Origin of the sequence: Thalassospira sp. GO-4 (assembly GCF_023588965.1) — a bacterium.
Classification (GTDB): Bacteria; Pseudomonadota; Alphaproteobacteria; order Rhodospirillales; family Thalassospiraceae; genus Thalassospira; species Thalassospira povalilytica.
Genome location: NZ_CP097807.1, coordinates 2130269 through 2153270 on the forward strand (window position 1 = coordinate 2130269; position 23002 = coordinate 2153270).

The following is a 23002-nucleotide window of genomic DNA, read 5'->3' on the forward strand; positions in this document are numbered from 1 at the left end:
TAACCCATTCTCCGTGAAACGCAAGACGGGTATAACCCGACTCACACTTCTATACCTTAGTATAGACACCCTGACACATGCCAGAGTTTTGTGCGGCCAGGCAGTAGAAATGGTTTCGGCATTTCCAGCGGGACCAAATGAAAGCTCATCGTTCTTTGAACGCCTGATCAAGCGAGACATACACAGGTTTCAGCAAATACTGAAGAAGGGTACGTTCCCCGGTCTGGATGTCTGCCTGCACAGTCATGCCCGGTATGATCCGTTGAGCCGAAGCGCCTTCACCAACCATGTCGGTATCAAGCGCGACCTTTCCTTTATAATATGGTTGTCCTTCCTCATCAATAAAAGTAGATGCAGAGATCGATACCAATTCGCCGGAAATACCACCATAACGTATAAAGTCAAAGGCGCTGATCTTGACCGTCACCGGCTGCCCGAGATGGACATGACCGATATCTTCGGTCGAGATGCGGGTCTCAGCAATCAGGTCATCATCAACCGGCACCAGTTCCATCACGATCTGGGCCGGGGCAATAACCCCGCCGATCGTGGTGAATTGCAGGCCCTTGATATAACCGCGCGTTGGCGCAACAATTTCAAGGCGGGCAACGCGATCACGCAGTTTGCGCAATGCCTCGCGGGTCTGGGCAATTTCACCGCCCAGTCGGCCAAGCTCGGTAATTGCTTCTTCGCGCTGGCTTTTTTCAAGTTCATTCAGACGCAGCTTGGCCTCGGCAATGGTTTCGCGGGCCCGGGCCTGTTCGGCAACGACCCCTGAAAGATTGCCCTGGGCTTCGTTCAGTTCACGCTGGATATTGAGGAACAGCACCTTGGAATTCAGCCCCTGCTCATAAAGCGAACGGCGCATGGTGACTTCCTGGCTTAGCAAATCAACCGATTTGCGAAGCGTTGCTTCCTGTTCACTGAGCTGGGCGAGTTCGGCGTTGCGTTCCTTGATCTGAACCTGAAGGATTTCGTTCTGGTTGCGATCAAGTTCGGTCTGGATGTTATAGATTTCCTGCTGATTGCGTGCGAGTTCCGGATATTGCTCAAGCAGGCTGGCAAAGTCCGGGTCGCGGCCTTCGGCAAGCGCACGATAGCGTTCTGCTTCGAGCTGAAGGTTGCCAAGCTTGGTTTCCGTCTGGGACAGTTCGGCCTGCGCGCCGTCGGCCTTGAGCCGGACAAGAACCTGGCCTTTTTCAACAAGATCGCCGTCACGCACCATGATCTGTTCGATGATGCCGCCTTCAAGATGCTGGATCTTGTTGACTGCACCTGTTGGCATCACCTGGCCAAATGTAATGGCCGTTTCCTTGATCTCGGTGGTCGCAGCCCAGGCAACAAGCGCCAGAAAGCCCACCGATAGCAGCACCATGGCCGAGCGGATAAAGACCGAAATGCCGCCTTCTTCAAGCAGCACGGCATGCGAAAGATAACGCGCCATGCGACGGGACCGGCGGAACCGTTCAATCGCAGTATTCTGCACAGCTGCATCACTCATAGGTAGCCTCCGTCTATCACCTGTTGCTTGATCCGTTCGGGCGGGCCGTCGCCGCGCAACTGTCCGGCTTCAAGAACAAGTATGCGGTCGGCCAGATCAAGGTGACTTGGCCGATGGGTAATCAGGAAAATGGTCGACCCGCCACGCAACCGGTTGATTGTGTGCTGGAAGGCGCGATCGGCGCGCTGATCCAGACCGTTGGTCGGTTCATCAAACAAAATGATCGGGGCTTCACGCACAAAGGCGCGCGCCAGTGCCAGCCGTTGCAGGAAGCTTGCCGAAAACCGCGAGGAATGCTGATCACCGACACGGGTATCAAACCCGTCGGGCAAGGCTTCGACTTCCTGCAAAATGCCCGCAGACATGCACGCCATGCGCAGGTCATCAGGCGATGCGACCGGATTGGCCAAACGCAGGTTCTGGGCGATCGATCCCCGGAAAAATTCGATATCCTGCGGCACATAGGAAATGGCCTGACGCAGGGTTTGCGGATCCATCTGGCGGATATCCGCCCCATCAATCAGGACCGCACCGGCCTGGGGCTGATACATGCCTGCCACCAGCTTGATCAGGGATGACTTGCCCGCACCATTGGCCCCGACCACGGCAACGACCTGTCCGGGTTTGATGTCAAAATTGACCCCGACCAGTGCCGGATCGGAATCCGAGCTGTAGCGGAAACTGACGCGCGAAAACGTAATCGCACCTTCAAAGCGGCGCTGTTCGACCGAGCGCGGCACAAGGTCACCTTCGGGCTGAAGGTTCATCAGCCGGTTGATCTGGCGGACACTTCCGCGCAGCTGTGCCAGACGCGGCAAACCAAGGAAGGCCTGGTTGATCGGCCCCAGAACACGCCAGGCCAGCATCATCGAGGCCACAAGCGCACCGACACTCATTTGCGCATTCATCACCTGGTCCGCACCAAAAGCCAGAACCAGCGCACCCGCAGAAATCATCAGGATCTGGGCCGATGTGTTGATGATATTATTGACCATCGATACCCGGAACCCGGCATAGGCCGTATCGGCCGATATGTCGCGGAACCGCGCCAGCCAGCGTTTCTCGGATGCGGTATATTTCAAAACCGACATCTTGCCGACCGTTTCGACCAGGAATTCCTGGCGGCTGGCCCCATGACGGCCAAGCTCGACCACCCGGCGCGAAACAACCGGAAAGGCAATAATCCCGATCAGCAGGAAGACCGCCATCAGGACAATCGGAATGACTGCCAGCCAGCCCCCGAGATAGAACATGGCAATCAGGAAGATCGGAACAAACGGCATTTCAAGCATCACCATGGCCATCGGCCCGGTAAAGAATTCACGCACACTTTCAAAGTCGCGAATACGCGAAATCTGTACCCCGACCGGAGCCCGTTCGGTAAAGGTCGGCGGCAACGACAGCAACCGTTCAAAGATCGCGCCACTGACCAGCGTATCAAGACGCGCCCCAAAATGACTGACGATCTGACTGCGCAAGGATCGAAGGATCCAGCCCAGAACCATGACAATCACGATCCCGATTGAAAACTGGATCAGCATCGGAATGGACCGGGTTCCAATCACCCGATCATAAATGCTCATAACAAAAACCGGCGTTGCCAGCGCCATGATATTGAGAACAAGCGTAAGCAGCAGCAGCTGATAACCGAGCGAGGAAAACCGCGCAGCAATGCCACCAAACCAGCCGCGCTTGTCATCTTCGAAATAGCGGGCGCGGCGATCGGCCATTGTGAACTGATACAGCTTGCCCGGCAGTGAAGATGACCGGATGACCATTTCACGATCCGTTCCGCCATCAAAAACCCGGATACCGTTATCTTCGGGGCGAATGACCACCAGTGCGGTGCCGTTATCGGGCACAAACAGGCAGGGCATCATGCGTTCGTCAATCTGATCGAAGGTCGCGTCAATTTCGCGCGACTGATAGTTGAGATGCGCAAGAACGTTGCGGAAATCCGTGATATCAAGCGTCTGGTCCAGATGCGGCAGGGCTTCTGCGACCTGGCGGGGCAACCCGCGCCAGCCAAGCGCCTGAAGCAACGGCCAAAGACAGGCATCGAAATCCGACTGGGCATCAATGCTTGCCATCCCCATGCGATAGCCCAGCGCATAGTTCATGTTTTCGAGCTGTTTCATTGTGCCCCCGTCTCTACTGGTGCACTGAAATTCGATTCTGCACGGGTAACGCGGGCATTGCTGCGTTTAAGAACCGGCACAAGATGATGGTCGACAATCCGGTATTGCTTGTTTGCCAGCGCAATCAATGACGGTCGGTGCGACACCATGACAAGGGTGCAGTGCTTTTTCAGTTCCAGCATCAGGCTGGCCATGATGTTGTCACCAGCCATATCAAGCGAACTGTTGGCTTCGTCAAACAGCACGATGCGCGGATAATCAATCAGTGCCCGCGCAACCGCGATACGCTGTTTCACGCCACGCGGCAGTGTTTCGGATGCCTGTCCGCCGACTTCGGTGTCATAGCCTTCGGGCATGCGCATGACAATGTCATCAAGGCCAAGACGACGGGCAATTTCAACCACCCTGTCCACACCGATTTCCTTGCGGAAACCGGTAATGTTTTCAAGAATGGTGCCCTTGAACATCACGCCATGTTGCGGCAGGTAGGCGATCTGGCGGCGCGTTGATTCCGCCGTATAGTCGGACGGATTTTTACCATCGAGCAATATGTCACCGCTGTCAGGGCGCAGTGCCCCCATCAAAAGCCACAGCAACGTGGTTTTGCCGGTCCCGTTATCGCCGGTGATCGCCACTGAATCCCCCGGTTCAACCACCAGATCAAGCCGGTCAAAGATCTTCTTTCCGTCGGCATGCGAAAAGCCCAGATTGCGCAATTCGATCTTGCCTTCAAGCAGCGGCATTTCCGCGGTTACCGCGCTGTCTTCGGGTTTGATTTCAAACAGTTCATTCACGCGCTGACGGGCAACACGGATATTCTGGAACTGTGTCCACAGGCTCATGGCGCGCTGCAATGGCTGGATCGAGCGCCCCGACAACATGGTGCAGGCCGCAAGTCCACCAACGGTCAGATCACCATTGATCACCAGCACACTGCCGATCGCGGCAACCATCACCATGGTCAGCATCGAAAAGGTTGCACTGGCATTGACCGCTGCATGGGCCGAGCGCGCCGCAATCAGGTCATCACCCGAACATTGTTCCTGAAGCTGTTCATGACGGCGCACCATCAGGTTTTCCATCGCCATCGACTTGATGGTGTGAATGCCCGTTAGGGTCTCGATGATAAAGTTGTACCGGCGTTCGTCAGACTGGCTGCGCTTGTCCAGGGCGGCACGCAACTGGTGCCCCAAAATCATCGCGGTCAGAAAGAAGGCAAGCAATATGCCGACCGGCACGGCAACAAGCACCCCGCCAATAACCGCAATCAAGGCCAGAAACAGCACGACAAACGGAAGGTCAACGATCGCGCCAATCGCCTGACCGGAATAGAAATCGCGCAGCAGATTAAGACTGTTCAAACGCTGAAGATGCAGCCCCGGTGCGGTTTTGTCATAGTCGATCAGACTTGCCGAAAGCAAATGACCGACGGCCTTTTGCGAACTTTCATGTTCGAATTTCGCCGCCGACAACGAAGAAATATAGGCCCGGCCAAGACGCAGCACAGCCTCGATCAAAAGAGCGCCAAGAACGCCCAGGATCAGCAAGGTAAGCGTCGGTATGGAATTATGCGGCAGGACACGGTCATAAACCTGAAGCAGGGTAATCGGCAGCGCAAGCGACAGCAGATTGATCACCAGTGCGGCAATCAACAGCGAAAAACGGCCGGTGCGCAGATGCGACAATGTCCCGATATTCAAGCCCGGACGACGTGTCATAAAGCGGGGATGCTCCAGGTTATGCAGAAAATACCATCCTAAAGTGGTGATATTATACCATCAGATAGGATACATAGCCGATCACTAATCCCAGTGCAAGAAATTCGTGCACCAGACACAACCGGATAATTTTGTATTCTTGCCATCCTGGCGTTAAGTCGCAGAGATCGCCTAAATATCAGAAAAAACTTAAAAAGTCCTAGCCGACATCCCTGTCACCCCGCAGCCGGTCAAGCGCCCGGCGCTCTGCCTTGGTCGGGCGTCCGGCACCGGCTTCGCGTTCCGCAACCGGCGCGGTTCGTATATCTGACGCAACTTCCTTTTTCGGTAATCTTGGGGGGGAATGGTCCACATACAAGCCCTGGGCTTCCGGGGCGGGCCCGCGACGTTCGCCAAGGGCGATGACTTCGACCACACGCAAATGCGGCCCCTGAAAGAACTGCAACCGGTCACCGGCGACGACCGTGGCACTTGCCTTGGAGACGGACTGACCATTCAGAACGATATGCCCGGACTGGCAGGCTTTGCTGGCCAATGACCGGGTTTTGTAAAACCGGGCATGCCAAAGCCATTTGTCGACCCTGAGCTTTTCTGACTGTTCGCTCACAACCATCCGATCCTGCATCAAGTGATTATAAAGACATAGAACGCAGAACGGCGACCCGCAAGGATCGCCGTTCAATTCCGATTTCCAGGATGCTATCAGCCTTTGGCTTCGAGCATCTCCTTAAGTTTGGCAAACGGAGAATCTTCGTTGATCTGGTTGCCTTTATCCGGGGCCGGGCCACGTCCGCCCGGCTTGCCACCGCGACCACCCTTGCCGCCATGGTTCGGACGGTTGCCGCCCTTGCCCTTGGGACCGCCTTTGCCGCGTGCATCCTGACGCGGACCGCGCTGCTGACCACGACCGGCACCGCCACGCTTGCGGCGATCGACACGGACAAAGTATTTGACCTCGACCAGTTCATCGCCATCCGCATCGGTTTCCGCGGCTTCGGCCGGGGTTGCTTCTGCGGTGTCGGTGGATGCGGCGTCATTTGCCGGTGCTGTTTCGGCACTTTCAGCCGGTGCAGCTTCTTCGGTTTTGACTTCGGCATCGGTCTTGGCGGTTTCTTCGGCCTTTTTCTCGGCTTCCTTGGCAAGAAGTTCGGATTTCTTGACCTTGGTTACCTCGGCACGCCAGCCAAGAGCGGTAAATACGCCTTCGGCCTGCTCGACCGTGCAGCCCAGAAGTGACAGCAAATCGGGATCAGGACGTACCTTGCCATCGTTTTCACGGGCCTTCTGACGCAGAAGGGCTGCGAAACGTTCAAGCATGTCCACACGTGCCGCAAGCGGACCAACTGGCATATAGCCAGCAGCAAGGTAGAAGCCCTTGGAATTGGCACGATCATTGGGAACCGATGTCCGGCCTGCCGGCGGCAATTCCGGAAGCGCATCCAGTTCACGGGCAACCGCCCAAAGAATGCCGCGCAGCTCAACCGGATCGGGTTTGAGCGCATCAAGCACATGGACGGTTTCAACACCCAGACGCACGCCAAGTTTGGCAAGTGCCTTGCGGTCCTCGTCCGACAGGTCCTTGACCAGGCTTTCGAGTTCCGAGCGCGGAACACAGCCCAGACCTTCGTTCAGCTGGAACAGAAGACCGCGAATCGGACCGGACAACTGACAATCGCGCAGGCGGGTCAGCATTTTAAGGCGCGCTTCGATATGGGCATTGACGAAATTCTGCAAACGGGTGCGCACACGCTCACGTGTCGGACCGTCAAAGAACTCGCTGTCGATCACCTGAACTTCGGGCGACAGAACTGTGTCACCTTTTTTCAGCACGCCAACCTGCGCACCGTTCCAAAGGACATCAAGCTGCCCATTCACCGCGAACTTGTCGTCTTCGTCGGTTTCAAGTTGTTTGACACGCTGGGCGATTTCGCCGGTCAGCGCGCGACGTGCGGCACTGGCAATAGCCTTGCCTTCGAAAGCAGCATCGGTTTCATCAGGGATGAAACGGAATCCATCAAGACGGCCGACAAATTCACCTTCGACCTGTACTTCACCATTCGCAGTGATGGTAGACATGAGTTCAGACTTGTCCTTGAGACTTTTCAATAAAACCGAGGTCCGTCTGTCAACGAACCTTTGGGTCAGGCGTTCATGTAGCACATCTGAGAGCTTATCCTCAATGGCCCGCGTGCGTTCCTGCCAATGATTGGCATCTTCGAGCCAGTGATGCTTGTGCGATACATATGTCCAGACGCGAATACCTGCCAAACGTGATGACAACTGATCGATATCACCATCATAACGATCCAGACGCAAGACTTGTTCGCCCAACCAGTCGATGGGCAGTTTGCTTCCGGGTTTCGCAAGATAGCGATAGATAGATGTTAGCAGCCTTGGATGGGCATCGGTATGGATATTTCTGAAGTCGGGAATCTGGCAGACTTCCCACAATAACTGTACCCGATCCGGGGCCGAGGCAATGCGTGCGACATCTTCGTTATGCGCCAGATGATCGAGCATGATTTCATCAACAGGCTCGCGCGCCAGAATAAGGGTCGGGTCATCCGATCGCCGGCGCAAGGATTTCTGCAACGCATCCACAGACCGGAAATCAAGCCGCGCATTCCGCCAGAACACTTTGGCAAGAGGTTCGAACTCGTGGGCCTCGATCTGTTCGATGATATCGGGATCAATGCCCGAAAGGTTGCCGGTAACACCAAATGTCCCGTCATTCATGTGACGGCCCGCACGCCCGGCAATCTGCGCGGTTTCAGCCGCCGTCAAACCACGATTGAACTTGCCGTCAAACTTGGTCAGCGCGGCAAAGGCTACGTGGTTAAGATCAAGGTTAAGACCCATGCCGATGGCATCGGTCGCAATCAGGTGTTCGACCTCGCCATTCTGGAACATTTCGACCTGGGCATTGCGGGTGCGCGGGCTTAGCGCGCCAAGAACCACCGCTGCCCCGCCCTTTTGACGGCGCACCAGTTCGGCCACCGCATAGACTTCCTGTGCCGAAAAGGTTACCACAGCCGACTGGGCCGGAAGGCGCTGGATCTTCTTCGATCCGTTATAGCTTAGGGTCGAAAACCGTTCGCGCCGATCAAATTCGACATTATCAACCAGCTTGCGGATCACCGGGCGGATGGTTTCCGCCCCCATGAACATGGTCTCTGAGCGCCCGCGCGCATGCAACAGCCGGTCGGTAAAGACATGCCCGCGTTCGGGATCGGCACACATCTGGATTTCGTCAATTGCCAGGAAATCGACCTGCTTGGCCACGGGCATGGCTTCGACGGTACACAGGAAATAACGTGCGGTTTTCGGCAAGATACGCTCTTCGCCGGTGATCAGCGCCACCGCCCCCTTGCCGACCTTGGCCACTGCGCGATCATAGTTTTCACGCGCCAAAAGCCGCAACGGGAACCCGATCATCCCGGTCGTATGCGCCAACATCCGTTCCATGGCCAGATGGGTCTTGCCGGTGTTGGTCGGCCCCAATATGGCAAGGATACGAGGACCGGTTCGGGTTGAAATCTGCATCAAACTTTTCCAATCGACAGCCCATTGATCAGGACCATCGCAATCTTTGGGCCTTTCAACACGCGAACCGGCGCAATGTCAAGCTTTCTGCCATATCGAAACACCTACCAACTTCACAAAGCGAGACGTCCTGCGTCACTCCCTATGAGATACACAGACACTGCAGGCATTCCCATGACCGATGATGACACACAATCCGACAATGGCTGTGCGGCCCCATGGCCGAAAACAAAAGCCAAAGCCATAAAACGGAGTCCACAAACAATCTGGGAAGCCACGAAAACTACCGAAGAAATAGACCCAAAGCATCCCGATATTCCACCGGACTACCCCCACGACTGTCCACCGTCGGACTATCAATGGCGCAAAGCGCTCAAACCACCCTCGGAACAACACAAACCAGGCCTTCCGAACATAGGCCTCGGGCCATTCGACAAACCCCTGACATATTGGCAGTTGTTTAAGCGTCTTTCGGACGAGGACGCGAAGGAAACTTTATGATCATTTTTTCATCCAGCTCGCGAACCTTCAGGCCAGTTCTTCCCGCACCAGAGACAGCGGCGTGGTTTAATAATTGGCGATTTAACAGCCCAATAAGCGAAAACAAGAATTTCGGGTTTGGCGAGGAGAATGTTTTTACTTGTCCCACTTGCAAACGATTGCTGCCAACGGCGTATGCCGAGGCCGATCATATGTTTCCTCAAAAGGCATTGCGCCGCGTTATGGGGAGTGTGATCTTCTCTTACACAGACTGGACAACTTTCTCTGCTGCAGCCCGGTCTGCCAACAAGAAACGCTTTGAAGACGATGATGGTTGGTCGGTTCAGTTAAAAAATTCTGCTTTCAAGTTACCTGACTACGAGAAATTGAGAGTTTTCGAGGTGGACGCATGGGATGGCGGTTACGACCAAATCAAGATGATTGCCCAAGACGTTGACGCCTTGGCGAGGGGAAGTTTCGAGGTCACAGTAGAGCAAATCCGCGTTGACGACATGGCAGACAATGCCGTCAGAGTCCACAGGGGCGATAATTTAACCTTTTATTACGATCTCGCCCGGTTCGACGTGACCAACATTGCATTTCTATGCTCTGTCTGTAACCACGCGAAAGCTCAGCAGATATACCCTGCTCACAAAGGCTTTGTCACTTTGATCAATAGGCAGAGGTATTTGGAACACATTACAGAAGAAAGTTATGGCCCCAGATTTCTAGCTGACAACACGGGCCCGACTTATTCCGAACAACGTGACATGACGTAGTGCGCAAAGCGCACTCTCAAGTGATCAACAGGTATCTCCGTCAGATTGTTATTCGTGTTCCAGCTCCAGCAGACGCGCGCCTGGCCCATCACCCGAAAGCTCATCTGCCGGGTTGCGCAGCGGGCAATCTGATATCGACAGGCATCCACAGCCAATACATTGCCCCAACTGATCACGAAGTCGGGTCAGTTGATCGATCCGCTCGTTCAAGTCATCGCGCCATTGCGAAGACAGTTTTTCCCAGTCCTTGGCATTGGGGACCGTGTTGTGGGGCAACTTGTCAAAGGCTTCTGCAATTTCAGAAAGCGGTATCCCGGTTTTCTGGGCGACCTTGATGATGGCGAGCTTGCGCAACACGCCGCGGTGAAACCGGCGCTGATTGCCATCGGTGCGGATCGAACTGATCAGACCTTTGCGTTCATAAAAATGCACAGCCGAAACCGCAATCCCGCAGCGGCTGGCGACTTCTCCGACGCTCAGATAACGCTGTAATACACCGCTTCCGGCCATTTCCCCCTCCTGCATCCTGCCTTCTGACAGGTATCGAATTTCGTTGTTGACCTTAACATTAGTTGAGGTTCTAGAAGCTTACGCATTGAAGCGAAATTATCAAGGAGTCAAATCCGTGAAAGAATCATTCAATGTCGCCGTCATCTATGGCAGTGCACGAGAGGGGCGGCTTTGTGACATGGTTGCGCGCTGGGTACTGACAACACTCGGATCGGATCGCGATCTTTCACTTGATACGATTGATCCGGCTGTCCTGAACCTTCCGGCGGCACATACGCGTTCAGAACATCCGGGCATTGATGAACTGCACACCGCCCTTTCAGAGGCCGATGCCTTTATCGTCGTGACACCCGAATACAATCACAGCTTTACCGGCGAGCTGAAATTGCTGATTGATGCTGCCAAACAGCCATGGCGTCGCAAGCCGGTCGCCTTTGTTTCCTATGGCGGGATGTCAGGGGGATTGCGCGCAGTCGAGCAATTGCGTCTTGTCTTTGCCGAACTTCATGCCGTGACCATGCGCGATGTGGTGAGCTTTGCAAACGTCTGGGACCGTTTTGACGAGGACGGAAAACCAATCGACCAGGAAAGTACAAACCAGGCACTGCATCACATGGTGGGCGACCTGAAATGGTGGGCCGGTGCATTGCGTGATGCCCGGTATCCGAACAGCAGCCAGCAGCTTCGAAGCGCTGTTGCATCCTGACCAATAAAAACAGCCAAAACCCGGCAGGCGAAAGCCCGATATCCGTCCGACTGCGACTTTTGTGCATTGCCCTTCGCGCGCCACCACCGCATTTGCCGGAAAACCGCAAGATCAGGCTCAAACAAATCAGACCCCAAAAGCAAAACGGGGCGACCATAAAGTCGCCCCGCCAATCAATGCCGGTCGGTCATCATCATTCGACCATCACCGGTCGGGTCATTAATGGTTACGCATCTTGTCCGCATAATCCTTGAGCTGTCGGCGAGCGGCCTGGAAACTGTTTTTAAGCGCGACATAAACATCTTCATGGGCATGATCAGCACTGTCACGCTTTACCATGATTTCCTTGCCCGGCACATTGATCCCGAAATGCACGGCGAAACGGTTACCGTGGTTATGGGATGCTTGGGGTCGTTCCACCACAACATGACAACTGGTCATGCGATCGAAGGTTTCTTCCAGTTTTTGCACCTTGAAACGGATACGCTCGTCAAGCGCATCAGACTGATCAACATCACGGTAGGTGATTTGAACGGGAACCTTCATGATACGGCCTCCTGTTTAAAGCCTTGGACGCAAAGCAGGGCGTTGCACCCTGCCGTTTACCCCCGGTCCATTTGCTGTCCCGGGAAATTCAGGAACGCTTGGGTTTTGGTTTCGCGCCCCTTTTGAAAAACCGTCTATATCTATACTTAGGATACAGGACTTGCGCTGCAAGGTGCGTTGACGCATATCAAGCGCGGTCAGTAGCAATAACAGGTCACATTGCTATTTCGTGTAGCCCGTTGAAGTGTTGCAACTTCTGCCGATTGCGGGGAAGTTCAACAGACGCTTGAAACAAAGGAGAATAAAGAGGTCATGACGGAAGAAAAAATGCGGTTCGAGGCCGAGGTCAGCCGACTGCTCGATATCGTTGTCCACTCGCTGTATTCGAACAAGGACATCTTCCTGCGCGAGCTGATCTCCAACGCTTCGGATGCGTGCGACAAACTGCGTTACGAAGCGATTGCCAAACCGGAACTGCTCGCAGGGGACGCTGAATTCAAGGTCCGCCTTCTGACAGACAATGTCCGCAATGTCCTGACGATTGCCGATAACGGGATCGGGATGAACAAGGAAGACCTGATCGACAATCTTGGCACCATTGCCAATTCCGGCACTGCCAAGTTCCTTGATGCGGTCTCCAAATCCGACAATCCGAAGGATGTCGACCTGATTGGTCAGTTTGGTGTCGGTTTCTATTCCGCCTTCATGGTGGCAAACCGGGTTGATGTCGTAAGTCGAAAGGCCGGCGAAGACCAGGCATGGAAATGGTCATCGGACGGCAAGGGCGAATACACCATTTCCGAAGCCGAAATGGAAGGCCGCGGCACCCAGATCACCCTGCATCTGACCGACGAATTCAAGGAATTCACCGAGGAATACAAGCTCCGCCACATCGTCAAAACCTATTCCGATCATATCGGCATTCCGGTGGTTCTGATGAAGGCCGATGGTGACGAGACACTCAATGAGGCATCCGCCCTTTGGACCCGTCCGAAATCCGAAGTCACCGAGGAACAGTACAAGGAATTCTACAAACACAATTCGCATGCGTTTGATGATCCCTGGAAAACCATCCACTATCAGGCCGAAGGCGCGATTGAATATACCGGCCTTCTTTACCTTCCGACCATGCGGCCGTTCGATCTTTATGATCCGCAGCGCAAAGGCCATCTGAAACTTTATGTCCGCAAGGTCTTCATCACCGAAGGTGCAGACGAATTGCTGCCGCCATGGCTGCGTTTTGTTTCCGGTGTGGTCGACAGTCAGGACCTGCCCCTTAACGTCTCGCGCGAGATGTTGCAGCACAACCCCGTCCTGACCAAGATCAAGAACGGCCTGACCAAAAAGGTCCTGTCCGAACTGGAAACAGCCGCCAAGAAGGACGCCGAAGGGTTTGACACCTTCTGGGAAAACTTTGGTGCCGTGGTCAAGGAAGGGCTTTACGAAGACCAGTCCAACCGTGCGCGCATCCTCAAAATCGCCAAGTTCCGTTCGACCCATGGCGATGGCTGGACCACGCTTTCGGAATATGTCGAACGCATGAAAGAAGGCCAGAAGGCCATCTACTATATCAGCGGCGAAGATATCGAAGCCCTGAAACGCAGCCCGCAGCTTGAAGGCTTTGCCGCCAAGGGGATCGAGGTCCTGCTTCTGACCGATCCGGTCGATGAATTCTGGATGCCGTCAGTTGGCCAGTTTGAAGAAAAGGACTTCAAATCGGTCACCCGTGGCGGTGCCGATCTCAATGACGTCAAATCCGATGACAAGGATGACGCCAAGGACGATAAAAAGGACGATGCCGCCAGCGACGCGTCACTTGATGCATTGATCGCATCGATCAAGATCGCCCTTGGCACCGGTGTTAAGGACGTTCGGGAATCTGATCGTCTGACCAGTTCGGCCTGCTGCTTGATTGCCGATGAAACCGGCATGGATCTGCGGATGGAACGGTTGATGAAGCAGCATAACCGCGTTGATGAAATCAGCCCGCGTATCCTTGAAATCAATCCGAAGCACAGCCTGATCAAAAAGCTGTCTGACATTGCCATCAAGGATGCCAAGGCACCGATTCTTAATGATGCCGCCCAGTTGCTGCTTGATCAGGCCCGCATTCTCGAAGGCGAAGCCCTGCCCGATCCGGTCAGCTTTGCCCGTCGTCTGGACCTGATCATGGAAAAGGGTCTGGGTGCATAAACCCGACACACCAACCAATATTGAGAACGGCGCGTCACAAGATGCGCCGTTTTCTTTTGGAAATCTGCGAAATTTAAAATGCTTATTTACCAACAACGGGCATAAAGGCCCCACATGTGAAAGAAGCTCGGAACCGACGGGAAGGCCCAAAACACCATGACTGCGATGATGAACTGGCAAAAACTGTTGTCACCCGCACGCCTTGGCACCCGTCATTCAAGTGTCGGCGCTTTTGGCCGGTCCGATTTTCACAAGGATTATGACCGCATCATTTTCTCGGCCGCGTTCCGGCGCCTGCAACGCAAGACCCAGGTTCACCCGTTGCCCGAAAATGACAATGTCCATACCCGCCTGACCCACAGTCTCGAAGTTTCCTGTATCGGCCGGTCGCTTGGCCTGATGGTTGGTCATCGTCTTTCGGAAAAGGGCAGCCTGCCTGATACCATCGACCCCGATCACATGGCCGCCATCGTTCAGGCCGCCGCCCTGTGTCATGATATCGGCAACCCGCCATTTGGCCATGCCGGTGAATATGCCATCCGCCAATGGTTTATCGATGCCGACCCGGCCTTTACCGGCAGCCTGTTCCGTGAACAGTTTGCCGATCTGACGACCTATGAAGGCAACGCGCAAGGGTTCCGGCTTTTGACCAACAAACGGACTGGTCTGTATGATGGGGGGATGCGGCTGACCTATGCGACGCTGGCAAGTTTCCTGAAATATCCGTGGTCGGCATCGGGAAGCCCGTTTCCCCAGAAAAAGAAATTCGGGGCATTCCAGAAGGAATTCGCACTGCTTGAGGAAGTGGCCGATGCCACCGGTCTGATCCGGACAAGCGACCAGGCATTTTGCCGCCATCCGCTGGTTTATCTGGTCGAGGCCGCCGATGATGTTTGCTATGCCCTGATTGATATCGAGGACGGGGTCGAGCTTGAACTTGTGGAATTCGAAACGCTGGAAAAGATGCTGCGCCCCTGTATCGAAGGGGACCTTCCCGCCGAATATCACCGCGAACAGAATATCAGCCGCAAGATATCCTTCCTGCGCGGCAAGATCATGTCGGGCCTTCTTGATGCGCTTGTCGATGCCTTTGTCCGCCACGAGGAAGAACTTCTGGCCGGTGTGTGGAAAGGTGATCTTCTTGCCTGTGCCGATGGCCCCTATAACGAGCTGATCGCCACTGCCAAGTCATTTTCGGAAAAACAAATCATCCTGAACCGCCGCAAGGTCCAGATCGAGGTCGGCGCCTTTGCCCATCTTGAAACCCTGCTTGAGACATTCTGCAAAACCGCACTTGAAGTCCACAAAGCCCGATCAGAAGCAGACATTCCCTATCGGGCCGGACGTGTTCGGGAACTGATCGGCAATGATGCCATGCCGATCGGTGCGTCGCTTTATGATCTGTATCTGGTGATCCTGGATTATGTATCGGGCATGACCGATGATTTTGCCGCCCGCCTTGCGCGCGACATTGGCGGCGGTCAGCACTGATCAATGTGGACGCTGGGCCCCTTTATTGCGCGCTATCGCAGACGGACCGCCTTTATTGCCGCAAGCGCAATGGCAGCCGTCATTTACGGGCTGGTTGATCAAAGTACCCGTCCGGAAGTTCAGGCATGGTATTGGCCCGCCGCCCTTGCCGCGACGAGCTTTATGATCACCCGGCTGGTTGTGTCGCGCCTGATCGGGCGTTTTGTCGGCGGGGTCAGACGCCATCTGCGTTGATGCCAGCGACCCCGACCACACGTCCGGACAATCAAAAAGGCAGGCCCGAAGGCCTGCCTTTATTCTTGGGAATGTCTGTTTGGCCCATATGGAGCAAACACAGTCAGTTAGTCCTGACCGCCACCCATGGCACTGCTGATTTTCTTGTCAGTATTGTACTGACTAAGCGAATAGACAGCCCAGATCGCCGCCGGTACCCAGCCGATCAGGGTAATCTGCAAAATCAGGCAGATGACGCCTGCGATTGGGCGCCCGATGGTAAAGAACAGTAACCAGGGCAGAAGAAGTGCGATCAAAAGACGCATGGATGAAATCCCCTTGTTGCGTTGACGTGCTTACATGCTGTCTTTGAAGGTGACAACAACGACACGGTTACCCTGTTCGGCCACACCGTCTTCGGTTGCGACCGGAACATTGGCTTCGCCGCTGATGCTGATCGCAAGCTTGCTTGCCGGAACACCACCATCACGAAGCGCCTTTACAACCGCATCGACACGCGATTTTGCAAGAATATCGTTATACATTGCATCACCGGCACGGTCGGCATAGGCAACCAGGCTGATCGCAGCCGGGTCGTATTTGCCATATGCTTCGACAATCCCGTTAATGACCGACATAGCTTTGCCGTCAATTGTGGCACTGTCAAAGCCGAAATAGACATTCATCGGAACCGGCATTGCCATCGCGGCAACCGGGGCCGGTGCGGTGTCGATTTCAGCCTGAACAATTGCCAGCGCCTGATAGAAGGCGGCACGGCAATTGTCGATGTCTTCCTGCTGGATGTTTTCTTCGAGTTCCTGCAACCAGCAATCAAAGCTTGCCTGTGCCCGTGCAGCAGCCGTTGCGGCCTTTTCACGGCCACCGGCATCAAGTGCTGCCAGAAGGTCGCTGCGCGCGACTTCGACTTCACCGGTGCTGCCTTCGGGCAGGGAACGTTCGGAAATCATCTGTGGGCCGGTATCCTGGCTCATCGCAGCCATTTTGGCACGGCTGGTGAAGTACCGCGCATCCGCCCAATCGGCTTCGTCATATTCTGCCTGGGCAAGGTCGGCGTAATTCTGATGGAGGGCTGCGTCAAATGCCGACCCTTCGTCAGCCATCTCACGTACCCCTGGAATGTTCATATTTGCACACGCGCTCAAGAAGGCAGCGGCGGACACAACAGCGAGCAGTTTAGCTTTCATCGGTATTACTCCTTGTCTGACCGACATTTTGATCCCAATCCCAATTTTTTGACGGTGATGTTGGCGTCATCATGTGACGGATTTTTACATGCACCTGACAGGTCGTTTTTGCCTGTCTGTTTTTCCATGCTCTGTTTGCCATCGATCAGATCCCCGGAACCGACCCCGAATAGAAGGATGTGAAACCAGTTCATATCCCGAACGCATCATCACAACATGGACGGGGATATAATTACCCCTATCCAAGGATATATAGAAGTCAATTTCATGAAAAAAAGCAGTGGGATAGAGAAAATTCACAATCTTCATACTTCACGGTCGAACATAGACCGTTGATCCCGCGCGATTTTGTCCCACCCCATTTCCCGAACGGGTGACAAGCTGTTGCAAAACGCATAAAAAAGCCTGACCGGGCATTTCACCCGATCAGGCCATGATTGATTATATGTCCCGGAAATCCGGCAGAAAGAAAAGATCAGTCGGACGATCCGCCAAACAATCCTTTGACAGCCCCGCCAAGCGCATTGGCACCGTCTTTAAGTTTCTCGCCACCTGTTCCGGCAGCACCACCAACGGCACCGACCGCACCGACAACGCCCTTGCCAAGATCACCAACTCCTTGCAGCAGGCCATCAACATTAAGGTTGGAAACTGCCTTGAACACCGATGCGTTGATCGCGGTCAGGATTTCACCGGCAACTTCGGCCGGGGTTGCGCCGTTATCTTCCTTGCCAACGTCCTTGAGATGAATTTCCGGAAGATTGGCCGACAGTGACTTGCCCTGAAGCAATGCTGCGGAAACACCGACATTGCCGTTGCGTACATACACATTATCAATGATGATTTTGGGTCCCGACGCGCCGTCTTCGCCAGCAGCACTGTCATCTGTGCCCTGACCACCGGACGGACCGGAAACACGATGGACAAAGCTTTCCACGTTGCGCTGAATGGTCGCGATATTGGAACTGCCATTGCCAAGTTCATAGGTCACACTTGGCGCATCCACCACCACTTCGATGATGCGGATGGTGTCGCTGGTCAGCGTCGATCCATCAAGACGTACCGAAATATTGCCAAGTGAAAAGGCATGGTCGGTTTTGTAACCTTCGGGATTGCCGATCACCAGCCCCTTGATGGCCGCAGTATTTTGCGTTGTCTCGATCGATACGGCATCAACCGTGACATCCGCAAGGGTCACCCGCGTTCCGGCCTTTTCGATCGTCGTTTTCACGATGTCATCAAGATTGACATAGACATAAACAAGCCCGCCCACGACCAGTACGATGATCGCTGCCAAACCAAACAGTATCTTTTTCATTGCCCGTATCCTGCGTAATTAGTCATCGAAACGGTGCGACATTGACCTTATGGGCACCTGTCCTGCTTCATGCTCCCCAAAGAGTTGCGCTGATTGGCAGGACAATCAAGTTATTTCAAATGACAAACAGCGGGCCGGATGACCCGGGCCCGCTGTTTGGAAGTGTGATGGTCAAGCCGTGATTACAAATTGAATTCAACAACCACCGGTGCATGGTCGGACGGCTTTTCCCAATCACGCGCAAGGTCATAAACCGATGCGGTGCGGACCGTTCCAGCCATGTTCGGTGTCATCCAGACATGATCAAGACGGCGTCCCTTGTTGCTTGCACGCCAGTCGCGCGCCCGGTAGCTCCACCAGCTGAAAAGCTTTTCGGGTTCGGGCACGACTTCACGGACCGAATCAATGAAATCGCCGGACTGACGGAACTTTTCGAGAATTTCGACCTCGATCGGGGTATGGCTGACGACACGCAGAAGCTGCTTGTGCGACCAGACATCATTTTCCGACGGCGCGATATTGAAATCCCCGACCAGAACCGCCTTGCGGTTCGGATCTGCGGCACGCCGATCGGACCACCAATTGGTCATTTCATCGATGAAGGACAGCTTGTGGGCGAATTTTTCATTGATCGCCGGATCGGGCTCATCACCGCCAGCCGGGATATAGAAATTGTGAAGCTCGACACCGTTTTCGAATTTCGCCATGCAGTGGCGGCGATCTTCCTTGCCACAGAAATGAGTGATGTCGGTTTCAACGAAGGGCAATCGCGAAACGATCGCCACACCGTTATAGCTTTTCATGCCATGGTTATGGCGATGAACATACCCGGCGGCTTCGAATGCCTCATGCGGGAAATGTTCATCCGGGCATTTCAATTCCTGAAGGCACAATGCATCGGGTTGCTGGTCTTCGAGAAACCGGACCACCTGTTCGATGCGCAGGCGCACGGAATTGATATTCCAACTTACAATCTTCAAAACGGGCTCCGTTCAAGTCTTGTTGGGGAAAGGCCCCTGCCCCACAACCCCGGAAAGTCTATAAAAACCAAAAGGCTTATTTCAGCGTTACCGACAGTTCCGCAACATCGGCAATCACCAGATCCATACGGTCACCGCGCACAACCTGACCGACACCTTCGGGCGTACCGGTGAACAGAAGGTCACCCGGCTTCAATTCGATCAGTGTGGACAGATGCACCAACGCATCGACAACCGGCCAGATCATTTTCGCAGTGGTGTCATTCTGGCGCACATCACCATTGACCGAAAGTTTCAGATTGGTGGCATGCGGGTTACCGGCATCGGCTTTCGGCTTGATTTCCGAAATCGCCGCACAACCGTCAAAGGATTTAGCCATGTCCCACGGCAAACGGCGTTCCTTGAGACCTGCCTGAACATCGCGGCGTGTCATATCAAGTCCGGCCGCATATCCGAAAATCGCATCTTCGACCGCCGCACGGTCAAGATCCTTGCCCCCCTTGGACAGGGCAACCACCAGTTCGCCTTCGTAATGCAGGTCATCGGTTGCCGACGGATAGGGCAGATCACCATCGCCAACCACCAGGCAATCGGCCGGTTTCATGAAAACACATGGCGGGGTATCAGACGGGTCCGATCCCATTTCACGCACATGTTCGGCATAGTTCTTACCGATACAGAAAATGCGGTTCACAGGAAAAACCTGATCCGAACCGGTAACCGGAACCGTTGTATGCTGACCTGGTTCAAAGACGCTGCGCATTCGAAATCATCCTCAAAAAATCATGTTTGAGATAGTGATAGTCGCTCTGCGTCTAAAAGAAAATGGTCACGTTTTGCCAATTCGATCCGTAACAACACGGATCACCAGTTTTTCCAGTTCGAGAATGACAAACAGCCCGATCCCGGCCCCAATGATCCCGATGCCCGCAACAATGCTGACCGGTCGGGTTTCAAACAGGAAATGCATCACCGGCACATAGGTAAAGATCAGTTGCAGGACAAAAACCGACGATATGGCAATCAAAACCGGTCGGGTCCCGACCATGCCGCGCAAGGTCAAGGATGTGCCACCGAGATAACGCACACTGAAAAGATAGAAGACCTCCATCGCGACCAGAACATTGACCGCAACCGTACGCGCAGTTTCAACAGATGCCCCTTGCATCAGTGCCAGTTCGAATGATCCGAAAATGCCCGCCATGAATAACAGCGACACAAACACAATACGCCAGACCAGAAATCCCGACAAAACCGGTTCGGCAACATTCCGTGGCTTGCGTGCCATCAGATCGGGTTCGGCCTTTTCAAAGGCCAGCGACAATGCCAACCCGATTGAACTGACCATATTGACCCAAAGAATTTGCAACGGCGAAATCGGCAAAACGACGCCCATCATAAGCGCAACCAGAACACCAAGCGTTTCCCCGCCATTGATCGGCAACAGGAACGTGATCGATTTTTTCAGGTTGTCGTAAACTGTGCGTCCTTCGCGTACTGCATTGACGATAGAGGCAAAATTATCATCGACCAGCACCATTTCGGCGGCTTCCTTTGCGGCCTCGGTGCCCGATATGCCCATGGCAATGCCGACATCGGACCGTTTGAGTGCCGGGGCATCATTGACGCCATCCCCGGTCATCGCCACCACCCGTCCTGCGGCCTGCAACGCCATGACCAGTTGCAATTTGTTTTCCGGGCTGGTGCGGGCAAAGATGTCGGTGGTTTCGATGGCCTGTTGAAGGTCGGCCTGGTTCATCGCATCAATTTCGGGCCCGGTCAGGTAGCGTTCGGTATTTTCAAGGCCCAGCTGTGCCCCGATCGCCTGTGCGGTAATGCCGTGATCGCCGGTAATCATTTTGACGCGAATGCCGGCCTGACGACAATTTGCCACCGCGCTGATTGCTTCGGGGCGTGGCGGATCAACAAGCCCCAGCAACCCGATCATCACAAGCCCGCTTTCGACATCATCAAATGTCAGTTCCTGATGGCTTGCGGGCATTTCGCGAATGGCAATCGCAAGAACACGCATGCCCTGTGCGGCAAGTCCGGCAATCCCGGCAGTCCATTTTTCCCGATCAATTTCATGATCATGGCCATCGCTGTTGCGTTGATGGCTTGCCATGGCAACCAGACGATCCGGCGCACCTTTGACAACAATCAGTTTATGCCCCGCATGATCATGATGAAGGGTCGCCATGTATTTGTAGCTGGAATCAAATGGCAGAACATCAAGACGCGGAACAGTTTCATCAAGCCGGTCATGATCAAACCCCTCCTTCATCGCCAGAACCAGAAGCGCACCTTCCATCGGATCGCCAAGAACGTTCCACGCATCGTCCTTGCGCACCAGTTTGGCATCGTTGCACAACATGGCCGCGCGGGTCAGAAGCGCCAAGCCCGGAATGTCATCGGCATCCTGTTCGACCCCACTGACAACAAAGCCGCCATGCGGGTCATAGCCGATCCCGGAAACATTCACATTGCAATCAGGCATCCAGACCGATTGCACCGTCATCTCATTGCGCGTCAGCGTCCCGGTCTTGTCCGAACAGATTACCGATACCGCGCCCAGCGTTTCCACCGCCGGCAATCGCCGGATGATGGCGTGCTGGCCGGCCATGCGCTGAACACCGATCGCCATCGCGATGGTCAGAATGGCGGGCAAACCTTCTGGGATGCCGGCCACGGTCAAACTGACGACCGCGACAAAGGTGGCGTCGATGCTCATGCCCTGCACCACAACGCCAAAGGCAAATACCATCACCGCAACCAGCAAAATGACGCCGGTCAGGATCTTGGCGAACTGGCTCATTTGGCGCAGAAGAGGCGTGGTCAGGGCCGCAACATCGCCCAGAAGACGGTTGATCTTGCCGATTTCTGTCTGGAATCCGGTTGCCACCACCAGCCCCTGGGCCTGACCGGTGGTAACCAGTGTTCCGGCATAGGCCATCGATTTGCGATCACCAAGGGCTGCTTCCCGGGCCACCGGATCGGCATTTTTGGTAACCACCAGGGATTCCCCCGTCAGGGCAGATTCAAGCACCCCGAAATTCTTGACCATGAAAAGTCGAATATCCGCCGGGATGCGATCCCCTGCTTCGAGACGCACAACGTCCCCCGGGACGAGTTCGGTGGTCGGAATTGTCTTGCGCTGTCCATCGCGCAGCACCGATGCGCTTGGCGAAAGCATGTTCTTGATGGCGCGCAGCGTTTCTTCGGCCTTGCCTTCCTGAATGAAGCCGATAGTCGCATTCAAAAAGCACACCGCCAGAATAACCACCGTGTCGATCCAGTGCGCCATCATCGCGGTTACCGATGACGCAATCAGCAATACATAGATCAAAAGATTGTTGAATTGCCTGGCAAAACGTACGAGCGCGCTTTTGGGTTTGGCCGTCGGCAGGCTGTTTGGGCCATATTGGCGTTGGCGGGCAATAACGGCGTCATGGGAAAGTCCGGTGCGATCGCATTCTAGCTGATCACAGACCGCCTCAATGGCAAGACCATGCCAGGCTGCGGGTGCTGTTTTGTCCTGCGAAGACTGACCGTTGTTGGAACCATTGCGTGACGCCATCAAAGCACCTGCTGCCGAATTCGAACCCGGCATCAATCATAACCATGCTGCACCGCAGCGCAATTACAGACTGTGATCATGAACGCAATTGGCAACGTCACCAC

At 54.6% G+C, this 23002-nt stretch carries 18 protein-coding genes; 5 read left to right on the forward strand and 13 right to left on the reverse strand.

What is annotated here, in order from left to right; all coding sequences use genetic code 11:
- Positions 1–145: 145 nt before the first annotated feature.
- From M9H61_RS09920 to M9H61_RS09940, 5 genes are all read right to left on the reverse strand, one after another.
- Positions 146–1501 (reverse strand): HlyD family type I secretion periplasmic adaptor subunit, encoded by a 1356-nt coding sequence (locus M9H61_RS09920; RefSeq protein ID WP_250284856.1) that lies wholly within the window; start codon positions 1499–1501, stop codon positions 146–148.
- Positions 1498–3639: a peptidase domain-containing ABC transporter gene (locus M9H61_RS09925; RefSeq protein ID WP_250284859.1), complete on the reverse strand. Its 2142-nt coding sequence runs from the start codon at positions 3637–3639 to the stop codon at positions 1498–1500. The genes M9H61_RS09920 and M9H61_RS09925 overlap by 4 nt, the downstream gene beginning before the upstream one ends.
- Positions 3636–5357 carry a peptidase domain-containing ABC transporter gene (locus M9H61_RS09930; protein ID WP_068518767.1) on the reverse strand — a complete coding sequence of 574 codons (1722 nt, stop codon included), beginning with the start codon at positions 5355–5357 and terminating at the stop codon, positions 3636–3638. Before M9H61_RS09930 ends, M9H61_RS09925 begins: the two co-directional genes overlap by 4 nt.
- A 199-nt stretch (positions 5358–5556) precedes the next feature.
- Positions 5557–5964: an RNA-binding S4 domain-containing protein gene (locus tag M9H61_RS09935; protein ID WP_250284861.1), complete on the reverse strand. Its 408-nt coding sequence runs from the start codon at positions 5962–5964 to the stop codon at positions 5557–5559.
- 95 nt (positions 5965–6059) lie between these two features.
- Positions 6060–8900, reverse strand: coding sequence for a helicase-related protein (locus M9H61_RS09940; protein ID WP_250284863.1), 2841 nt, complete (start codon positions 8898–8900; stop codon positions 6060–6062).
- A 497-nt stretch (positions 8901–9397) separates the two neighbouring features.
- Between M9H61_RS09940 and M9H61_RS09945 the strand changes: the two genes are divergently transcribed.
- Positions 9398–10159: a hypothetical protein gene (locus tag M9H61_RS09945; RefSeq protein WP_250284865.1), complete on the forward strand. Its 762-nt coding sequence runs from the start codon at positions 9398–9400 to the stop codon at positions 10157–10159.
- 48 nt (positions 10160–10207) lie between these two features.
- Here M9H61_RS09945 and soxR read toward each other — a convergent pair whose 3' ends face one another.
- Complete coding sequence (gene soxR / locus M9H61_RS09950) at positions 10208–10669, reverse strand: redox-sensitive transcriptional activator SoxR (protein WP_250284872.1); 462 nt, start codon at positions 10667–10669, stop codon at positions 10208–10210.
- 115 nt (positions 10670–10784) lie between these two features.
- On the opposite strand from soxR, the gene M9H61_RS09955 reads away from it, so the two are divergent.
- Positions 10785–11375 carry an NADPH-dependent FMN reductase gene (locus M9H61_RS09955; RefSeq protein WP_250284874.1) on the forward strand — a complete coding sequence of 197 codons (591 nt, stop codon included), beginning with the start codon at positions 10785–10787 and terminating at the stop codon, positions 11373–11375.
- A 219-nt stretch (positions 11376–11594) separates the two neighbouring features.
- Here M9H61_RS09955 and M9H61_RS09960 read toward each other — a convergent pair whose 3' ends face one another.
- On the reverse strand, positions 11595–11921 hold the full coding sequence (locus M9H61_RS09960) for an HPF/RaiA family ribosome-associated protein (RefSeq protein WP_068518762.1): 327 nt from the start codon (positions 11919–11921) through the stop codon (positions 11595–11597).
- A 312-nt stretch (positions 11922–12233) separates the two neighbouring features.
- Between M9H61_RS09960 and htpG the strand changes: the two genes are divergently transcribed.
- From htpG to M9H61_RS09975, 3 genes are all read left to right on the forward strand, one after another.
- On the forward strand, positions 12234–14114 hold the full coding sequence (gene htpG, locus M9H61_RS09965; RefSeq protein WP_068518761.1) for a molecular chaperone HtpG: 1881 nt from the start codon (positions 12234–12236) through the stop codon (positions 14112–14114).
- 156 nt (positions 14115–14270) lie between these two features.
- A complete protein-coding gene (locus M9H61_RS09970; protein ID WP_250284876.1) occupies positions 14271–15605 on the forward strand; it encodes a deoxyguanosinetriphosphate triphosphohydrolase in 1335 nt (444 codons plus the stop codon).
- A gap of 3 nt (positions 15606–15608) precedes the next feature.
- Positions 15609–15839, forward strand: coding sequence for a hypothetical protein (locus tag M9H61_RS09975; RefSeq protein WP_250284879.1), 231 nt, complete (start codon positions 15609–15611; stop codon positions 15837–15839).
- Positions 15840–15946: 107 nt separating this feature from the next.
- Here M9H61_RS09975 and M9H61_RS09980 read toward each other — a convergent pair whose 3' ends face one another.
- The 6 genes from M9H61_RS09980 to M9H61_RS10005 form a co-directional block, all read right to left on the reverse strand.
- Positions 15947–16144: a YqaE/Pmp3 family membrane protein gene (locus M9H61_RS09980; protein ID WP_068518759.1), complete on the reverse strand. Its 198-nt coding sequence runs from the start codon at positions 16142–16144 to the stop codon at positions 15947–15949.
- Positions 16145–16174: 30 nt separating this feature from the next.
- Entirely contained in the window at positions 16175–16939 is a 765-nt protein-coding gene (locus M9H61_RS09985) for an OmpA family protein (RefSeq protein WP_228194417.1), read from the reverse strand.
- Positions 16940–17498: 559 nt separating this feature from the next.
- Complete coding sequence (locus M9H61_RS09990) at positions 17499–18341, reverse strand: hypothetical protein (RefSeq protein WP_228194418.1); 843 nt, start codon at positions 18339–18341, stop codon at positions 17499–17501.
- Positions 18342–18523: 182 nt separating this feature from the next.
- Positions 18524–19321 (reverse strand): exodeoxyribonuclease III, encoded by a 798-nt coding sequence (gene xth / locus M9H61_RS09995; RefSeq protein WP_068518756.1) that lies wholly within the window; start codon positions 19319–19321, stop codon positions 18524–18526.
- A 76-nt stretch (positions 19322–19397) separates the two neighbouring features.
- Positions 19398–20084: a fumarylacetoacetate hydrolase family protein gene (locus tag M9H61_RS10000; protein ID WP_250284881.1), complete on the reverse strand. Its 687-nt coding sequence runs from the start codon at positions 20082–20084 to the stop codon at positions 19398–19400.
- A 66-nt stretch (positions 20085–20150) separates the two neighbouring features.
- Positions 20151–22898 carry a cation-transporting P-type ATPase gene (locus M9H61_RS10005; RefSeq protein WP_250284883.1) on the reverse strand — a complete coding sequence of 916 codons (2748 nt, stop codon included), beginning with the start codon at positions 22896–22898 and terminating at the stop codon, positions 20151–20153.
- Between the last annotated feature and the right edge of the window lie 104 nt (positions 22899–23002).